Source organism: Plastoroseomonas hellenica, from assembly GCF_018129085.1.
GTDB lineage: Bacteria > Pseudomonadota > Alphaproteobacteria > Acetobacterales > Acetobacteraceae > Plastoroseomonas > Plastoroseomonas hellenica.
In genome coordinates this window covers 1-16919 of record NZ_JAAGBB010000087.1, presented here as the reverse complement: position 1 = coordinate 16919, position 16919 = coordinate 1, and the positions used below count along the sequence as shown (strand labels likewise).

14 protein-coding genes are annotated in these 16919 nt (G+C 69.8%); 6 read left to right on the top strand and 8 right to left on the bottom strand.

From position 1 onward, the window contains the following. Nucleotides 1–525 precede the first annotated feature (525 nt). The 6 genes from GXW71_RS32805 to clpB all read right to left on the bottom strand — a co-directional run bounded on the left by GXW71_RS32805 (nucleotide 526) and on the right by clpB (nucleotide 8056). Nucleotides 526–1326 (bottom strand): ABC transporter ATP-binding protein, encoded by an 801-nt coding sequence (locus tag GXW71_RS32805; protein ID WP_211857959.1) that lies wholly within the window; start codon nucleotides 1324–1326, stop codon nucleotides 526–528. A gap of 13 nt (nucleotides 1327–1339) precedes the next feature. Further along, a complete protein-coding gene (gene ntrB / locus GXW71_RS32800) occupies nucleotides 1340–2221 on the bottom strand; it encodes a nitrate ABC transporter permease (protein WP_246527108.1) in 882 nt (293 codons plus the stop codon). A gap of 3 nt (nucleotides 2222–2224) precedes the next feature. Beyond that, nucleotides 2225–3493: a CmpA/NrtA family ABC transporter substrate-binding protein gene (locus GXW71_RS32795; RefSeq protein ID WP_211857957.1), complete on the bottom strand. Its 1269-nt coding sequence runs from the start codon at nucleotides 3491–3493 to the stop codon at nucleotides 2225–2227. After that, nucleotides 3490–4569 (bottom strand): CmpA/NrtA family ABC transporter substrate-binding protein, encoded by a 1080-nt coding sequence (locus GXW71_RS32790; protein WP_211857955.1) that lies wholly within the window; start codon nucleotides 4567–4569, stop codon nucleotides 3490–3492. Before GXW71_RS32790 ends, GXW71_RS32795 begins: the two co-directional genes overlap by 4 nt. A gap of 213 nt (nucleotides 4570–4782) precedes the next feature. Then, nucleotides 4783–5334: an ANTAR domain-containing response regulator gene (locus GXW71_RS32785; protein ID WP_367617419.1), complete on the bottom strand. Its 552-nt coding sequence runs from the start codon at nucleotides 5332–5334 to the stop codon at nucleotides 4783–4785. 136 nt (nucleotides 5335–5470) lie between these two features. Continuing rightward, nucleotides 5471–8056, bottom strand: a complete 2586-nt coding sequence (clpB, locus tag GXW71_RS32780) for an ATP-dependent chaperone ClpB (RefSeq protein ID WP_211857953.1) — start codon at nucleotides 8054–8056, stop codon at nucleotides 5471–5473. 114 nt (nucleotides 8057–8170) lie between these two features. Here clpB and GXW71_RS32775 point away from each other — a divergent pair, with 114 nt between their 5' ends. After that, nucleotides 8171–8932: an MOSC domain-containing protein gene (locus tag GXW71_RS32775; protein ID WP_211857951.1), complete on the top strand. Its 762-nt coding sequence runs from the start codon at nucleotides 8171–8173 to the stop codon at nucleotides 8930–8932. Nucleotides 8933–8939: 7 nt separating this feature from the next. Here the strand turns inward: GXW71_RS32775 and GXW71_RS32770 are convergent, their stop codons facing one another. Beyond that, complete coding sequence (locus GXW71_RS32770) at nucleotides 8940–9404, bottom strand: transcriptional repressor (protein ID WP_211857949.1); 465 nt, start codon at nucleotides 9402–9404, stop codon at nucleotides 8940–8942. A gap of 45 nt (nucleotides 9405–9449) precedes the next feature. On the opposite strand from GXW71_RS32770, the gene hisI reads away from it, so the two are divergent. From hisI to GXW71_RS32750, 4 genes are all read left to right on the top strand, one after another. Then, entirely contained in the window at nucleotides 9450–9878 is a 429-nt protein-coding gene (gene hisI / locus GXW71_RS32765) for a phosphoribosyl-AMP cyclohydrolase (protein WP_211857941.1), read from the top strand. Continuing rightward, nucleotides 9875–10873 (top strand): CobW family GTP-binding protein, encoded by a 999-nt coding sequence (locus GXW71_RS32760; protein WP_211857933.1) that lies wholly within the window; start codon nucleotides 9875–9877, stop codon nucleotides 10871–10873. The genes hisI and GXW71_RS32760 overlap by 4 nt, the downstream gene beginning before the upstream one ends. Further along, nucleotides 10870–12057, top strand: a complete 1188-nt coding sequence (lpxB, locus tag GXW71_RS32755; RefSeq protein WP_211857931.1) for a lipid-A-disaccharide synthase — start codon at nucleotides 10870–10872, stop codon at nucleotides 12055–12057. The genes GXW71_RS32760 and lpxB overlap by 4 nt, the downstream gene beginning before the upstream one ends. A gap of 97 nt (nucleotides 12058–12154) precedes the next feature. Beyond that, nucleotides 12155–13114, top strand: a complete 960-nt coding sequence (locus GXW71_RS32750; protein WP_211857929.1) for a Bug family tripartite tricarboxylate transporter substrate binding protein — start codon at nucleotides 12155–12157, stop codon at nucleotides 13112–13114. A 19-nt stretch (nucleotides 13115–13133) separates the two neighbouring features. Here the strand turns inward: GXW71_RS32750 and GXW71_RS32745 are convergent, their stop codons facing one another. Beyond that, the gene (locus tag GXW71_RS32745) at nucleotides 13134–14105 is read right to left on the bottom strand and encodes a Gfo/Idh/MocA family protein (RefSeq protein WP_211857927.1); all 972 of its coding nucleotides are present in this window, start codon (nucleotides 14103–14105) and stop codon (nucleotides 13134–13136) included. 183 nt (nucleotides 14106–14288) lie between these two features. Here GXW71_RS32745 and secD point away from each other — a divergent pair, with 183 nt between their 5' ends. Further along, on the top strand, nucleotides 14289–16865 hold the full coding sequence (gene secD / locus GXW71_RS32740; RefSeq protein ID WP_211857925.1) for a protein translocase subunit SecD: 2577 nt from the start codon (nucleotides 14289–14291) through the stop codon (nucleotides 16863–16865). Nucleotides 16866–16919 lie beyond the last annotated feature (54 nt).

Below are 16919 nucleotides of genomic sequence, written 5' to 3'. Positions count from 1 at the left end.
AAACCAGCAGGCCTAAGCCCACCAATTCGCATCCCAACCCATACCACTGACCATCATCATCTCTTCCGCCACCCAACCAGATCGCCAGAGCCCAATCGCCCGCACCGCGCCAAACACCAAGACCCACACATCCTCGCAGATGCGTAAACCCAGGCGCCGACCGCACATCCCACCCCAAAACCAAGGGACAAGACCACAAGCAACCAAACACCCCAGCCACCCAAGCAGAGTGACCACAAAAAACTTCCAAACCAGATGCAATTGTCAAAGAGCGCGACCGAAGCGGGATCACCCTTCGCATCCTCGGATGCGACGGGCGACCGATCGGTCTGAAGGAGCCACCTACTAGGTGGGCCGCAGAAGCTAAGGTCTTCATCCCTCAGCGTCAAGGCCCGACGTCGTCGGCGTGGCGGGTTTCTAGTCGGCTGCCACGGAAGTGTCAAACCCCTGTCGCGATCCTTTCCGCATTCGGCATGAAATTGTCACAAAGGCCCGCCTCCCCCACCAGCACCGGGTCGCCCTCGATCAGGCCGCCGCCAAGGCCGGATTGGCGTGGCGCGCATGCAGGAATTCCAGCACCGCCTTGCGCGCATGCACGAAATCCGGCTGCTCGGCCAAGGCCAGCCGATCGCGCGGCCGCGGCAGCCGCACCGGCAGCACCTCCCCGATCCGCGCATTCGGCCCGTTGGTCATCATCACGATGCGGTCGGAGAGCAGCACCGCCTCATCCACATCATGGGTGATCATCAGGGCGGTCATGCCGAGCGCGGCGTGGATCTGCATCACCTGGTCCTGCAGATGCGCCCGCGTCAGCGCGTCCAGCGCGCCGAAGGGCTCGTCCATCAGCAGCACCTTGGGCTTCATCGCCAGCGCCCGCGCGATGCCGATGCGCTGCTTCATGCCGCCCGAGATCTCGTGCGGCCGCTTGTCCGCCGCCTGCGTCATGCGCACGAGCGCCAGGTTGTGCGCGACCCAGCCCGCCCGCTCCGCCCGCGACATTTGCCGGGACAGGGTCTGGTCGACCGCGAGGCGGATATTCTCGGCGCAGGTCAGCCAGGGCAGCAGGGAATGGTTCTGGAACACCACAGCGCGGTCCGGCCCCGGCCCGCTGACTTCCTTGCCTTCCAGCACTGCCCCGCCCTGGGATGGCTTCAGCAGGCCGGCGACGACGTTCAGGAGCGTCGACTTGCCGCAGCCCGAATGGCCAATGACGCTGACGAACTCGCCGCGATCGATGCGCAGATCGATGTCGCGCAGCACCGGCGCCGGGCTCCGCGGGAAGGCGACGGTGAGGCGGGAGATCTCGAGAAACGCTGTCGTGCTCATCGCTGTTCCTCCCTCAGCTCGCGGCCGTGCCGCGGGTGACGATATGCCCCGCCAGCGCCACCAGCCGGTCCAACATGAAGCCGACCAGGCCGACATAGATCAGCGCGACGATGATGTCGGAGAGGTTGGAGCTGTTCCACGCATCCCAGACGAAGAAGCCGATACCGACGCCGCCGATCAGCATCTCGGCCGCGATGATCGCGAGCCAGGAGAGGCCGATGCCGATGCGCAGCCCGGTGAAGATGTAGGGTGCCGCCGCCGGCATCACGATGCGGGCGAAGTAGCCGAAGCCCCGGAGCTGGATCACTGCCGCGACATTGCGATAATCCTGCGGCACGTTGCGCACGCCGACCGCGGTGTTGATGATCACCGGCCAGACCGCGGTGATGAAGATCACGAAGATCGCGGAGGGCTGCGCCTCCCGGAAGGCGGCGAGGCTCAGCGGCAGCCAGGCGAGCGGCGGCACCGTGCGCAGCACCTGGAAAATCGGATCCAGCCCGCGCATTGCGAAGGCCGATGTCCCGATCAGCATCCCGAGCGCCACGCCGACCACCGCGGAGAGCGTGAAGCCCATGGCGACGCGCTGCAGCGACGCCAGTAGGTGCCAGAACAGCCCCTTGTCGAGCCCGCCCCGGTCGTAGAAGGGATCGACGATCAGGTCATGCGCATCGGCCCAGACGCGCGACGGCGGCGGCAGCGTCGCCCCGGGGCCGCTCGCCGCGACTTCCCAGAGCACGAGCAGCACCGCCAGCACCAGCAGCGGCGGCGCCACCCGCGCCAGCACCGGCATCAGGCGGGAGGGTTTCGGCAGCGGCGCCGGCGCTGGTGCCGCTGCCGGCCGGGCGACCGGCACGGAAGCCGCTGCCTCCGCCTTCGTCTTCACGATGGCATTCATGGCTCAGGCTCCTGCGAGTTTCTTGATCGCGAGGCTGTCGAGATAGGCGGCGGGGTTCTCGGGATCGAAGACCTTGCCGTCGAAAAAGGTCTCCCGCCCACGGCTGGTGCCGGTGGGCAGCTCGCCATTCGGCACGCCGGCGCGCGCGGCCGCGGCGCGCCAGATCCCTTCCTTGTTCACCGCGGCCACCAGCGCGGTGGTGTCGGTCTCCTGCGGCAGCACGCCCCAGCGTACATCCTCGGTCAGGAACCAGAGCTCGTGGCTGCGGAAGGGGTAACTGGCGTGGTCGCGCCAGTACTTCATGATGTGGGGGCTGTTCTCGACCCGGCGCCCGTCGCCGTAGTCGATGGTGCCGGAGGTGCGGCCGAGGATGTCGGCGGCCGGCACGTTGAACCAGGCGCGGCGCCCGAGGATCGAGGCCATCTCCGCCCGGTTCGCCGGCGCGTCGCACCAGCGCGCCGCCTCGATGACCGCGGCGGTGAGCGCCTCGGCCGCGCGCGGATTGGCCGCCACGAAATCGGCACGCATCGCGAAGGATTTTTCCGGGTGATCCGTCCAGAGCTCGCCGGTCGTCAGCGCGGAGTAGCCGAGGTTCTGGGTGACGAGCTGGGCGTTCCAGGGCTCGCCCACGCAGAAGGCGTCCATGGTGCCGACGCGCATGTTGGCGACCATCTGCGGCGGCGGCACCACGATGGTCTGCACGTCCTTGTCGGGATCGATCCCTGCGGCCGCCAGCCAATAACGGATCCAGAGGTCGTGGGTGCCGCCGCGGAAGGTCATCGCGACCTTGCTCTCCGACGTCAGCGCGCCCTTGAGCGGCGAGGCGTCCAGCCGCGCGCCGAGCGGCCGGTGCTTGGCCGCGACCGAGATCGCCTGCCCATTGGTATTGAGCCGCGCCAGGATCGCCATCGGCACCGGCTGGTTGTTCTGGGTGATGCGCCCGGTCTGCATCAGATAGGGCATCGGCGTCAGGATATGCGCGCCGTCGATGCCGCCGCGCGCGAGGCCCAGCACCAGGTTGTCGCGCGTCGCGCCCCAGCTCGCCTGTTTGTCCACCTCGACATCGGGCATGCCGTGCTTGGCGTAGAAGCCCTTCTCCTTGGCGATGATCAGCGGCGCGCTGTCGGTCAGCGCGATGTAGCCGAGCTTGGTGCCGCGCACCTCCGGCGTGGTCGAACCCTGCGCGAAGGCGCCGTGCGGCGCCGCGGCGCGCGCGGCGGCGAAGAGGGCGGCGGTCGCCACGATGGCCTGGCGGCGGGTGGTGGTGGTCATGCGATGCTCTCCCGGGGGTAGGCAGGTGGCGGAGGGGGCGGCGGTGGTTCCGGCTCGCCCAGGCGTTGCGCGGCGGCGTGCCAGAGGGCGGCGCCGTAGGGGGCCAGGGCGTCCTCGGTCGGCACCTCGGAGGCGACGTGGCCCCAGCGCCGCATCTGGCCGAGCCACCAGGCGGCGGCATCGCGGCGGGGAAAGGTCGCCGGACGGAAGCGCAGCGCCGGACCGGGCACCCGCCCTTCGATGGCGGCGCCGAGCTCCCGCTCGCTGAGCTGATGCGGCATGGCTTGCTTCAGGATGCGCAGCAACTCCGGCTGGTTCTCCGGCGTCTCGATCCATTGCGCCGCGGCGATGACCGCGGAGGTGCAACCAATCGCCGCCTCCGGCGCGCGATCGAGCGCGGCCTCGGCGAAAGCCAGCACCTTCTCCGGGTGGTCCGGCCAGATCTCGCCGCTGCCGAGCACCATGCGCCCGGCACCGAGCGCCTCGGCATGGCTGCCCCAGGGCGCGCCGGCGCAGAAGCCGTTGATACTGCCGGACGCCAGCCGGGCTGCCACCATGGGCGGCGGTACCACGGTCATCCTGAGGTCCCGGTCGGGATCGATGCCGCCCGCGGCCAGCCAGTGCCGCAGCAGGTAATTGTGGGAGGAGAAGGGGAAGACCACGGCGAGCGTCACCGGCGCGCCATGCCGGCGGAGCGCCTGTGCAAAGCCTTGCGGGGTCGCCGGCCCGTCCAGCGCATCCGCCAGCCGGTTGGAGAGGGTCAGCGCATTGCCATTGGCCCCGAGGCCGCAGGCGACGCTCAGCCGCGCCGAGAGCCCGCCGAGCCCCGCGGCCAGCGCGATCGGCATCGGCCCCAGCAGATGCGCGCCGTCGAGCATGCCGAGCGCCAGCTTGTCGCGAACCGCCGCCCAGGAGGCCTCCGGCGACAGCGTCACCCTGATCCCGACCGTCTCGAACAGCCCGATGGCATCAGCAACCAGCAGCGGCGCCGCGTCGACCAGCGGCACATAGCCGATCCGCAGCGCATGAATGCGCAGGCCGGGACGTCGGGCAGCGAGGACGGCGGTTGCAACCACGCGGATTCTCCCGAAGCCCGTGAGGGCGTCGAGACGGGCCGCCATTGGACCGTCAGGGCTGGGCGCGGTGTCATCGGATGCACGCCATTGCGCATCCCCGCTTGTCCCCTATTCCAATCGCAATGCTGCGTCGCACTCAAGAGAAATGCACATATTTCGCGCAGAAATCTCGTATTGCGCTTTTTTCGACCAAATTACGCGCACAATTGCCTACTAAATACGCAGAATCTCCGCCGCCATCACCGCCAGCTTGAGGTGCCGGTCCATCGCCATGCGTCGCAGGCGCCGATGCGCGGCATCCTCGGTCAGCCCCATCTCCCGCATCAGCTTGCGCTTGGCCTGGTCGAGCAGAACCCGCTCCTCGAGCGTCGCCCGCGCCGCATCGAGTTCCGCTCTGAGGCTCTGATGGGCGCGGAAACGCCGGATGGCGACATCCAGCACCGGCCGCACCCGCGCCGGATGCAGCCCTTCCACCACATAGGCGGCGACGCCCGCCTCCAGCGCTGCCTCGATCTGCTCCGGCTGGCCCTTCCCGGCGAAGACCACCACCGGCCGCGGCTCGTCGCGATAGAGCGCCCGCATGCTCTCCAGCGCGTCGCGCGACGGATCGTCGATGTCGCAGACAATGACCTCGGCCTGGCTCTCCCGCACCAGCCGGGTCAGATCCCCGGGCGCGGCCACGATCGCGGCGACGGTGAAGCCCGCCCCTTCCAGGCCGGCCCTCACCGCCTCCGCCCTTTCGGCATCGTCGTCGACCAGCAGCACGCGCAGGGGATCAGCCCTTTCCAGACCGGAGAGAGCCGTGCCGCATTTCTTCCCAGCCCCATTTTGCCCGAGCCGGGGGGTGACATGGAAGCGCGCCGATGCCTGGGGAGGGCGCCGCCCTCCCCGCCGATCGCTCTCAGGCCGCCGCGCGCACCTCCGGCGTCACCTCCAGCCCCTCGGGGCCGGCGGCGACGCGGAGCGTGGCGCCGTCCTGGACACTGCCTTCCAGCAGCAGCTCCGCGAGCTTGTCCTGCAGGTTGCGCTGGATCACGCGCTTCAGCGGCCGGGCGCCATAGAGCGGGTCGTAGCCGGCCTCCGCCAGCCAGTCCCGCGCCGAGCGGTCGAGCTCCAGCGTGATCTTCCGATCCTCCAGCAGCTTGCGCAGCCGTCCCAGCTGGATCTCGACGATCGCGCCCATGTCCTGCCGGCCGAGGCGGCGGAACAGCACGATCTCGTCCAGCCGGTTCAGGAATTCCGGCCGGAAGCGCTCGCGCACCGCGCGCATCACCGCGGGGCGTGCCGCGTCGATGTCGCTGGTCTCCGGCAGTTCCGCGATCGCCTGGCTGCCGAGGTTCGAGGTCAGCACGATGATGCAGTTGCGGAAATCCACGGTCCGCCCCTGCCCGTCGGTCAGCCGCCCGTCATCGAGCACCTGGAGCAGGATGTTGAAGACGTCGTCATGCGCCTTCTCCACCTCGTCGAAGAGGATCACCTGGTAGGGCCGGCGGCGCACCGCCTCGGTCAGGGTGCCGCCCTCCTCATAGCCGACATAACCGGGCGGCGCGCCGATCAGGCGGGCGACCGAGTGCTTCTCCATGAACTCCGACATGTCGATGCGCGTCATCGCCCGCTCGTCGTCGAAGAGGAAGCCGGCGACGGATTTCACCAGCTCGGTCTTGCCGACGCCGGTCGGGCCGAGAAACAGGAAGCTGCCGATCGGCCGGTTCGGATCCTGCAACCCCGCCCGCGCCCGGCGCACCGCCTTGGCGACGGCGGTCAGCGCTTCGTCCTGGCCGACCACCCGGGCGCGGAGCTTGTCCTCCATGCCGAGCAGCTTGGCGCGCTCGCCCTCCAGCATCTTCTCGACGGGGATGCCGGTCCAGCGGCTGACCACCGCGGCGATGCCCTCATCGGTCACCGCCTCGTTCACCAGGCGGCCATCGGCACCACCGGCTTCGGCGAGCCGCCGCTCGATGCCCGGGATGACGCCGTAGAGCAGCTCGGAGGCGCGCGTGAGATCGCCCTTGCGCTGCGCCAGCTCCACCTCGGTCCGCGCGCGGTCCAGCTCCTCCTTGAGCTTCTGGGCCTCGACCACCTTGCCCTTCTCGGCCTCCCAGCGCTGCGTCATCTGGGCTGAGCGCTCCTCAAGGTCGGCGACCTCCTTCTCGAGCTTCTGGAGGCGATCCTGCGAGGCGCTGTCATCCTCCTTCTTCAGCGCTTCGCGCTCGATCTTGAGCTGCATCAGGCGCCGATCGAGCTCATCGAGCTCCTCTGGCTTGCTGTCGACCTGCATGCGGAGCCGCGAGGCCGCCTCGTCCACCAGGTCGATCGCCTTGTCGGGCAGGAAGCGGTCGGTGATGTAGCGATTGGAAAGCGCCGCGGCGGCGACCAGCGCGCTGTCGGTGATGCGCACGCCATGATGGGTCTCGTACTTGTCCTTGATGCCGCGCAGGATGGAGATGGTGTCCTCCACGCTCGGCTCGCCGACGAAGACCGGCTGGAAGCGCCGCGCCAGTGCCGCGTCCTTCTCGACATGCTTGCGGTATTCATCGAGCGTGGTCGCGCCGATGCAGTGCAGCTCGCCGCGGGCCAGCGCCGGCTTCAGCAGGTTCGACGCGTCCATCGCGCCATCCGCCTTGCCCGCGCCGACCAGCGTGTGCATCTCGTCGATGAAGACGATGATCTGGCCGGCGGCCTGCTCGACCTCGGCAAGGACCGACTTCAGCCGCTCCTCGAACTCGCCGCGGTACTTGGCGCCGGCGACCATGGCGCCGAGGTCGAGCGCCATCACGCGCTTGTCCTTCAGCGCCTCCGGCACGTCGCCGCGCACGATGCGCAGCGCCAGGCCCTCGACGATCGCGGTCTTGCCGACGCCGGGCTCGCCGATCAGCACCGGATTGTTCTTGGTGCGCCGCGCCAGCACCTGGATCGCGCGCCGGATCTCCTCGTCGCGGCCGATCACCGGGTCGAGCTTGCCGTTCCGCGCCACCTCCGTGATGTCGCGGGCATATTTCTTGAGTGCGTCGAAATTGGCCTCGGCATTGGCGCTGTCGACCTTGCGCCCCTTGCGGACATCGGCGACCGCCTTCTCCAGCCGCTGCGGATCGGCGCCGGCGGCGCGCAGCGCCCGGCCGGCATCGGTGTCGGACGCGGCGAGCGCCACCAGCAGTCGGTCCTGGGCGACGTATTCGTCCCCCGCCTTGGTCGCCTGCTGCTGCGCGGCATCCAGGATACGCACGATCTCCGGCGTGAATTGCGGCTGCCCGGCGCCCTGGCCGCTGACCTTGGCCTGCTTCGCCAGCGCCGCCGCGACCGCCTGCTGTACCCGCGCCTGATCGCCACCGGCGGCGCGCACCAGGCCGGCGGCCGCACCCTCCTCATCATCGAGCAGCGCCTTCAGCAGGTGCTCGGGCGTGATGCGTTGGTGGAACTCGCGAATCGCGATGGTCTGCGCGGCCTGCAGGAAGCCCCGCGCGCGGTCGGTGAATTTCTCGATGTCCATCCTCTGTCCCTCTTCTGAGCGGACCCATGCCCCCCGCCCCTGGAAGTGGCGACGGTGGACAAAACGTCGGGCATGATGTGGTAACGTGCCTCGATCTGCTTCAAGGGCCGGGTGATGCGCGTCGAGAAGATCTATCGCTACCCCGTGAAGGGGCTGACCGCGGAAGCGCTCGAGGAGGTCGCGCTCGCCGAGGGCGAGACCCTGCCGCATGACCGCCGCTTCGCCCTCGCCCAAGGCGACGCCCCCTTCGACGAGACGGCGCCGAGCTGGCTACAGAAGCGCCATTTCGGCTGCCTGATGGCCAATGCCCGGCTCGCCCTGCTGCATTCGGCTTTCGACCCGAGGATCGGCCAGCTCGCGATCCGCAGGCCCGGCGAGCCGCCGCTCGCCGCCAGCACCCGCACCGCCGAAGGCCGGACCGCCATCGCCGCCTACCTTGCCGCCTTCCTGGGCGAGGAGGCGCGCGGCGAGCCCCGCTTCGTGGAGGCGCCAGGCCACGCCTTCACCGATGTCGCGCGGAAATGCGTCTCGATCATCGGCCTCGCCTCGGTCGCCGCGCTATCGGAGAAGGCCGGCATGCGGCTCGATCCGTTGCGGTTCCGGGCGAACATCTATGTCTCGGGCGGCGCCCCCTGGGCAGAGTTCGACCTGCTGGGCGAGGAGATCATGCTGGGGCGCGCCCGGCTCCGGGTCTTCAAGCGCATCGTCCGCTGCCCGGCGACCGAAGTGAACCCGGAGACCGCCGAGCGCGACGCCAAGCCGCCGAAGCTGCTGCGCGACCACTTCGGCCATATGGACCTCGGCGTCTATGCCGAGGTGATCGAGGGCGGCCGGGTCGCGGTCGGCGACGCGCTGGAGCCGCTGCGGCTGGACTGATCGGGTGTCAGGCGCAGTTCGCGCAGACCCCTTCAACCTCGACCGTCGCCACTCCCGGCGTGAAGCCCTGGGCCCGCGCCGCCTCCGTGATCGCTGCGGCCACCGCGGGGGCGCAGATCTCCGCGGTCGCGCCGCATTTGCGGCAGATCAGGAACTGGTGCGGGTGGTCGTGTCCATGCCCATGGCCGTCGTGGTGGGCATGCCCGGTCTCGACGCAGGGCATATAGGCGTTCAGCCGCTCCAGCTTGTGCACCAGCCCCTGCTCCAGCAGGAAGTCCAGCGCCCGGTAGACGGTCGGCGGCGCGGCGCCGGCCCGGAGCCCGCGCAGCTTGTCGAGCAGCGCATAGGCGCCGATCGGCGCCTCCGCCTCCAGGATCAGGCGCAGCACCTGCCGCCGCAACTCGGTCAATTGCACACCCCGGGACGCGCAGACGAACGCGGCCTGCTCCACCGCCGTTGCCACTTCCGGCATGCCTGGATTCTCCTGTCGGCTCATCCCAGGTTATATCGTATCGCCATGGCCGACACCCCACCCCCACCCTGCCCCGAAGCCCGCGCACGCTTCCTGGAAGCCTGCCATTTCAATGCCGACGGGCTGATCCCCGCCATCGCCCAGCAGCACGATACCGGGGAAGTGCTGATGATGGCCTGGATGAATGCCGAGGCGGTCGCCGAGACGCTGGCCACAGGCCGGGTCTGCTATTTCTCCCGCAGCCGGGGCGCGCTGTGGCGCAAGGGCGAGACCTCCGGACAGCAGCAGCGCCTGGTCGACCTTCGCCTCGATTGCGACGGCGACACGATCCTGGCGCTCGTCGACCAGACCGGAGTCGCCTGCCACACCGGCCGCCGCAACTGCTTCTTCATGGCGATCCGCGAGGATGCCCTGGTGCCGATCGCCGCCCCCCTGGTCGACCCGGACCAGCTCTACGGCCACAACCACGCATGACGCCCGTCACCCTGATCACCGGCTTCCTCGGCGCCGGCAAGACGACCCTGCTGAACCGGCTGCTGAAGCATCCGGACCTTGCCGGGACCGCCGTCCTCATCAATGAGTTCGGCGAGGTCGGCCTCGACCACCTGCTGGTCGAGACGCTCGACGAGGATACGGTCCTGCTGAATGCCGGCTGCCTCTGCTGCACCGTCCGCGGCGACCTGCAACGGGCGCTGACCGGCCTGGCACTCCGCATCGAGGCCGGCCACCCGGTCCGCCGCGTCGCCATCGAGACGACCGGCCTCGCCGACCCCGCCCCCATCCTGCACACGCTGATGAGCGATCCGGTGCTGCTGCGCCGCTTCCGCCTCGACGGCGTCGTCACCCTGATCGACGCCGCCAACGGCGACGCGACGCTCGACAGCCAGCCCGAGGCGGTGAAGCAAGCGGCGGTCGCGGATCGCCTGGTGCTGACCAAGACCGACCTAGCCTCGGCGGATGCGGTCGCGGCGCTGCGCGCCCGCCTCGCCGCGCTGAACCCCGGCGCGCCGATCCTGGCCCCGGATGCGGCGCCCGACGCGCTGCTCGATGCCGGGCCGTTCGAGCCCAACGGCAAAATCGAAGATGTCGCGCATTGGCTCGGCCATGAGGCGCACCACGCGCATCATCACCACCATCACCACCACGACCCGAACCGGCACGACGCCCGCATCCACAGCTTCACGCTCCGCTTCAGCCGGCCGCTGAAGCTCGATGCCATCGCCAGCTTCCTGGAGATGCTGATGGTCACCCGCGGTGACAGCCTGCTGCGCGTCAAGGGCATCCTGAACCTGGAGGGTGAGAGCCGTCCCGTCGTGCTGCATGGCGTCCAGCACGTCTTTCACCCGCCGGTCCGCCTGGCCGCCTGGCCGGAAGGCGATGACCGCAGTTCCCGCCTGGTCTTCATCGTCCGCGACCTCGCGCGGGAGACCATCGAGAACGGCCTCACCGCCTTCCTCGACGCAGCGTGACCCTCATTTACATCCTGGCCGGGGAAGCCTCCGGCGACGTGCTCGGTGCCCGCCTCGTCGCGGCGCTGCGCCAGCACCGGCCGGACCTCGGCTTCGCCGGCATCGGCGGCCCGCGCCTCGCGGAGCAGGGTATGCCCTCCCTCTTCCCCTATCGCGACCTCGCGGTGATGGGGCTGCTGGAGGTGCTGCCGAAGCTCCGCCGCCTCGCCCGCCGGCTTTCGGAGACCGAGGCCGACATTGCCGCCCGCCGTCCGGCGCTGATCGTCACCATCGACAGCCCGGGCTTCGCCTTCCGCATCGCGGAGCGCGTGCGCCATCTCGGCATTCCGCTGATCCACTACGTCGCCCCCCAGGTCTGGGCCTGGCGGCCGGGGCGGGTGAAGAAGCTGCGGGCCGTCCTCGACGGCATCCTCGCCTTGCTGCCCTTCGAGGCGCCTTTCTTCGAAGCCGCCGGCATCCCCGTCGATTTCGTCGGCCATCCCGTGCTCGAATCCGGTGCCGATGCCGGCGACGGGGAGCGCTTCGCGGAGAGATTCGGTCTGGCTCCCGGCGAGATCCCACTGCTCGTCATGCCCGGCAGCCGGCGCGGGGAGGCCGCCCGGATGCTGCCGGTCTTCGGTCCCACCATCGCCGCGCTGCATGCCCGCCACCCCGGCCTGCGCCCGGTCGTCGCCATCGGCCCGATCGTCGAGGCGCAGGTCCGCGCCGCGGCAAAGGGCTGGCCCGGCAACCCGATCCTGGTCGAAGCCCTGTCCGACAAGCACGACGCCTTCGCCGCCGTCGCCGCGCGCGGCGGCGCCGGCCTCATCAAATCCGGCACCTCCAGCCTGGAGATGGCGGTCGCCGGCATCCCGCATATCGTCGCCTACCGGATCAACCCGATCACCCACCAGATCGTCCGCCTGCTGGTGAAGATCTCCCGCGCCAGCCTGGTGAACCTGCTCGCCGATCGCGAGGTCGCGCCCGAATTCCTCCAGTACGGGGCGACCCCCGAGCGCATGGCCGCCACCCTGCACACCCTGCTCGCCGATCCCGCGGCAAGGGATGCCCAGCGCGCCGGCTTCGCGGAGGTGCTGGCGAAGCTGCGGCCGCCGGAGGGGCTGCCGAGCGCGGCGGCCGCGGCAGCCGTGCTGCGGGCGCTGGAAGAAAAGGGTGGGGACAAAGGGCTCCTTCGCCCCGCATAATTGCTCGTCCCCGATCCTTCATCCTTGCTCCTTGGCGCTGCCCGGCCCGCGCCAGCCGCAGGGCAGGAAGGCGGGGGCGGCTCAGCCGGAGAAACGCATGTCCCTCACCCGCCGCACCCTGCTCGCCACCACCCTGGCGACCCCGGCCCTGGCCCAGTCCCGCCCGCCGATCACCCTGGTGGTGCCCTATGCCGCCGGCGGCGGCACCGACATCGTCGGCCGAGAATTCGCCCCGCATCTCTCCGAGGCGCTGGGGCAAACCGTGGTGGTGGACAATCGCGGCGGCGCCGCCGGCCATGTCGGCTCCATGTCGGTCGCCCGCGCCCGGCCGGACGGCACCACGCTGCTCTTCGCCGTCTCGACCAATATCGTGGTCAATCCGCACCTCCAGCGCGGCGACCGCTTCGACCTGGCGGCGGCCCTCGGCGCCGTTGCCCAGGTCTCGCTCTATCAATATGTGCTGGCGCTCGATCCGCGGCTGCCGCCGACCAACCTGATGGAGCTCGCCGCCTATGGCCGCGCCCGCCCCGCCGGCGACCTGACCTATTCCTCGGCCGGCGTCGGCAGCAACAACCACCTGGCCGGGCTGCTGTTCAGCGAAGCCGCCGGCTTCCAGATGGAGCACGTCTCTTACCGCGGCACCGGCCCGGCGCTGCTGGATGTGGTGGCCGGCCGGGTCTCGATGAATTTCTCCTCCCCGCCGCCGGCGGTGCCGCTGATCCGGGAGGGCAAGCTGCGGGCGCTAGCGGTCACCGGCGCGACCCGCCTCTCGGCGCTGCCGGACGTCCCGACGCTTGCCGAGGCCGGCATGCCGGGCATCGTCATCACCGGCTGGCACGGCGTCTTCGCCCCGGTGCAAACCCCGGCCGCCGAGATGGAACGCTTCGAGCAGGCCGCGAAGATTGCCGCTCAGCGCTCTGATTTTATTCAGAAGCTGGAGCGCGACGGCCTGGAGGCGGCGCCGGTCCGCAGCCGCGCCGAATTCGGCGCCATGGTGCGGGACGAGAATGCCTTCTGGGCCAACAAGGTGCGGGAGCTGAACATCCGGCTCGAATAACTGGCCGGAAGAAAGCTCCCTAAGCTGCTGGGATAAGGCGGTTCCTCTCCATCGCCTCCTCCACGGCCAGCGCCACCTTGAGAGCCGCCAGCCCGGCGTCGCCATCCACCACCGGTGGGGCTTCGCCGAGCACCGCCGCCACGAAACCGGCCTGCTCCGCCTCCAGGCTGTCGTGATCGGTCCAGGAGAGACGGTCCAGCCCGCTCCCCGGCATGGTGGCCACTGGCTCGGCGCCGCCGCGCCGCAGCACGGCGAGGCTGCGCTCCAGGAAATTGACCGAAAGCTCGCCTTCGGTCCCGAGCACCCGAAGCCGCCGCTCCATGGCGATGCTCACCCGGCTCGCCGTGATGGTCGCCCGGCGCCCGCCCGGGAAGCCGAGATGCGCCACGGCGAAATCGGGACGCCCGGAGGCGACGGCGCAGCCCACCGCATCCACCGTCTCCGGCGGGCCGCCGGCCAGCGCCGTGACCAGGTCGATATCGTGGATCATGAGGTCCAGCACCACCGAGACATCGAGGCTGCGCGGGCGGAAGGGCGCCGCCCGCACCGCCTCGAAGCTCAGCGCCCGGCCGCCGGCGGGCGCCTGCATCACCGCCCGGAAGGCCGCCGAGAAGCGCTCGATATGCCCGACCTGCAGCACCACCCCTTGGGCGGCCGCCAGATCGACCAGCACCTCCGCCTCCGCGACCGTCGCGGCGATCGGCTTTTCGACCAGCACCGGCTTGCCCGCCTCCAGCGCGATCCGGGCCAGCGCGTAGTGGGCACGGGTGGGCGCGGCCACGATCACCGCATCGGCCTCGGCGATCAGCGCTTCGGCACCGTCGGCACGAACCCCGAGTTCGGCGGCCACCGCTGCCGCCCGGGCCGGATCGGCGTCATGGACACCCAACAGCCGCGTCCGGGCACCGGCCGCCACTTTGAGGGCATGGAACCGGCCGAAATGGCCGACGCCGAGAACGGCGATCGCGAGCTTTTCCGGGGAATCGATCATGGCGCCCTTCTCTAGCATCACCCGCTCGCCGCACCAGCGTGGCTTCCGTTTGCAATACGGAACGGATGCCCGTGCGCTGGGCGGAGAAAGGCGCTAAAGTATCGGTATGCCACCGGCCCTTGCGCCGGGGGGGAGCCGTCGCCATTCTCCGCCGCCTTTAAATCAGGGGACCGACCCGGCCCAATGCTGCACTTCGCCCGGTGGAAGAGCATTTCCATCATCACCTTCCTCGCCATCGGGGTGCTGCTCTGCGTCCCGAACCTGTTGCCGCGCTCGGTCTTCCCGGATTGGCTTCCGGCCCGGCAGATCAGCCTCGGCCTCGATCTCCGCGGCGGCTCCTATCTGCTGCTCGAGGTCGACACCAACGCTGTGGTGCGCGAGCGGCTGGAAGGGCTGGTCGACGGCGCCCGCACCCGGCTGCGCACCGCCAATATCCGCTATACCGGGCTCGCCGCCGATGCCGCGAACCGGCGCATGAGCGTCCGCGTCACCGATCCGGCCCAGGCCGGCGCTGCCGCCACCGCGCTCCGCGAGCTTGCCAATCCCGTGCAGGTCAGCGCGGGCAACCAGTCCCCGGATATCGACGTCACCACGGCCCCGGATGGCACCGTCACCGCGACACTCAACGAGGCCGGACTGCGCGCCAAGGCGACGAGCGCGGTCGAGCAATCGATCGAGATTGTCCGCCGCCGCGTGGACGAAACCGGCGTCGCCGACGCCCTTGTGGCGCGCCAGGGCGCCAGCCGCGTGCTGGTGCAGTTGCCGGGTATCGAGGATCCGAACCGGATCAAGGAACTTCTCGGCCGCACCGCGCGGATGACCTTCCATCTGCTCGACGAGAGCGCCAACCCCAGCGCCGCCGTCGCACCGCCCGGCGTCGTGTTCATGAGCGGCGAGAACACGGCCGAGCGCTATCCCATCCGCCGACGGGTCGAGGTGGACGGTGCCAACCTGACCGATGCCCGCGCCGGGCAGGACAGCCGCACCGGCGAATGGGTGGTGAACTTCACCTTCGATTCCGTCGGCGCCCGCCGCTTCGCCCAGATCACGCGTGAGAACGTCAATCGCCGCTTCGCCATCGTGCTCGACGACAAGGTCATCAGCGCGCCGGTGATCCGCGAGCCGATCACCGGCGGCCGCGGCCAGATCAGCGGCAGCTTCACCGCGCGCACCGCCAATGACCTCGCGGTCCTGCTGCGCGCCGGCGCGCTGCCGGCGCCGCTGACCGTGGTCGAGGAACGGAGCGTCGGGCCGGAGCTCGGCGCGGATGCGATCCGTGCCGGCATCATCTCGCTCGGCGCCGGGGCGCTGCTCGTCTTCCTCTACATGGGCTTCGCCTACGGGCTGCTCGGCTGGTTCGCGAACATCGCCCTCGCCTTCAACCTGGTGCTGATGGCGGCCGCGCTCTCGCTGCTGGAAGCCACGCTGACGCTCCCGGGCATCGCCGGCATCGTGCTGACCCTCGGCACCGCGCTCGACGCCAATATCCTGATCAACGAACGCATCCGGGAGGAGGTGAAGAACGGGCGGACGCCGATCAGCGCGCTGGAGCTGGGGTTCAGCAAGGCCTCCGGCACGATCATGGATTCGAACCTCACGAACCTGATCGCGATGATCTGTCTCTATGCCTTCGGCAGCGGCCCGGTGAAGGGCTTCGCCGTCACCGTCGCGATCGGCACCGTCGTGCAGATGTGGACGGCGACGACGCTCGTCCGCCTCATGGTCGCCTGGTGGTACCGCGCGACCCGCCCGAAGGAGATCCCGACCTTCGCCAAACCCGGCGCTTCCCTCTACGAGCGCCTGCGCCGGCCGCTGTTCCGGCTGGTGCCCGATGTCACGAAGATTCCCTTCATGAAGGGCGCGAAGGCCGGCCTCCTCGTCTCCGCGGTCCTCTCAACCCTCTCGGTGGTGGTTGCCTTCCACCCCGGGCTCGACAAGGGCATTGACTTCAAGGGCGGCATCGTCATGGAGGTCCGGACGCCCGACGTCGCGGATCTCGGGGTGCTCCGCGGCACCGTCGGCGGTCTCGGCCTCGGCGATGTCGGGCTGCAGCAGTTCGGCGACGCTTCCACCGTGCTGCTCCGCCTGCCCGCCCAGGGCGAGGAGACGCAGACCCAGACCGCGGTCAACCGTGTCCGGGAATCCCTGGAACGGGTCGCACCCGGTACCCGCATCCTGCGGGTCGAGGCGGTCGGCAACCGCGTCTCGGACGAGCTCTTCCTCGGCGGCATGATCGCGCTCGCCGTCTCGCTGGTCGCGATGCTGCTCTACATCTGGTTCCGGTTCGAGTGGCAGTTCGGCATCGCCGCGATCCTCACGCTGATCCTCGACACCACCAAGACCATCGGGTTCATGGCGCTGTTCAGCGTCGAGTTCAACCTGACCACCATCGCGGCAATCCTGACCATCATCGGCTTCTCGGCCAACGACAAGGTCGTGGTGTTCGACCGCATGCGGGAGAATCTGCGCAAGTTCAAGCAGATGCCGCTGCGCCAGCTCGTCGATCAATCGATCAACGAGACGCTGAACCGCTCCGTCGGCACCTCCATGACGCTGCTGCTCTCGGCGGTGCCGCTGCTGCTGTTCGGCGGCGACACGCTGTCGGGCTTCGCGCAGGTGATGGTGTTCGGCATCATCGTCTCCGCCTCCTCCTCGGTGTTCATCGCGGCGCCGATCGTGCTCTACACCGGGGAGAAGCGGCTGCGCCGCGGCGACCCGGCGGAGACCACCGGCGGCGGCAAGCCGGCGCGCGCCGGATGACGGCAACCCGCCGCGCCGCCCTCCTGCTTCCGGCCGCGCTGCTGGCGCGGCCGG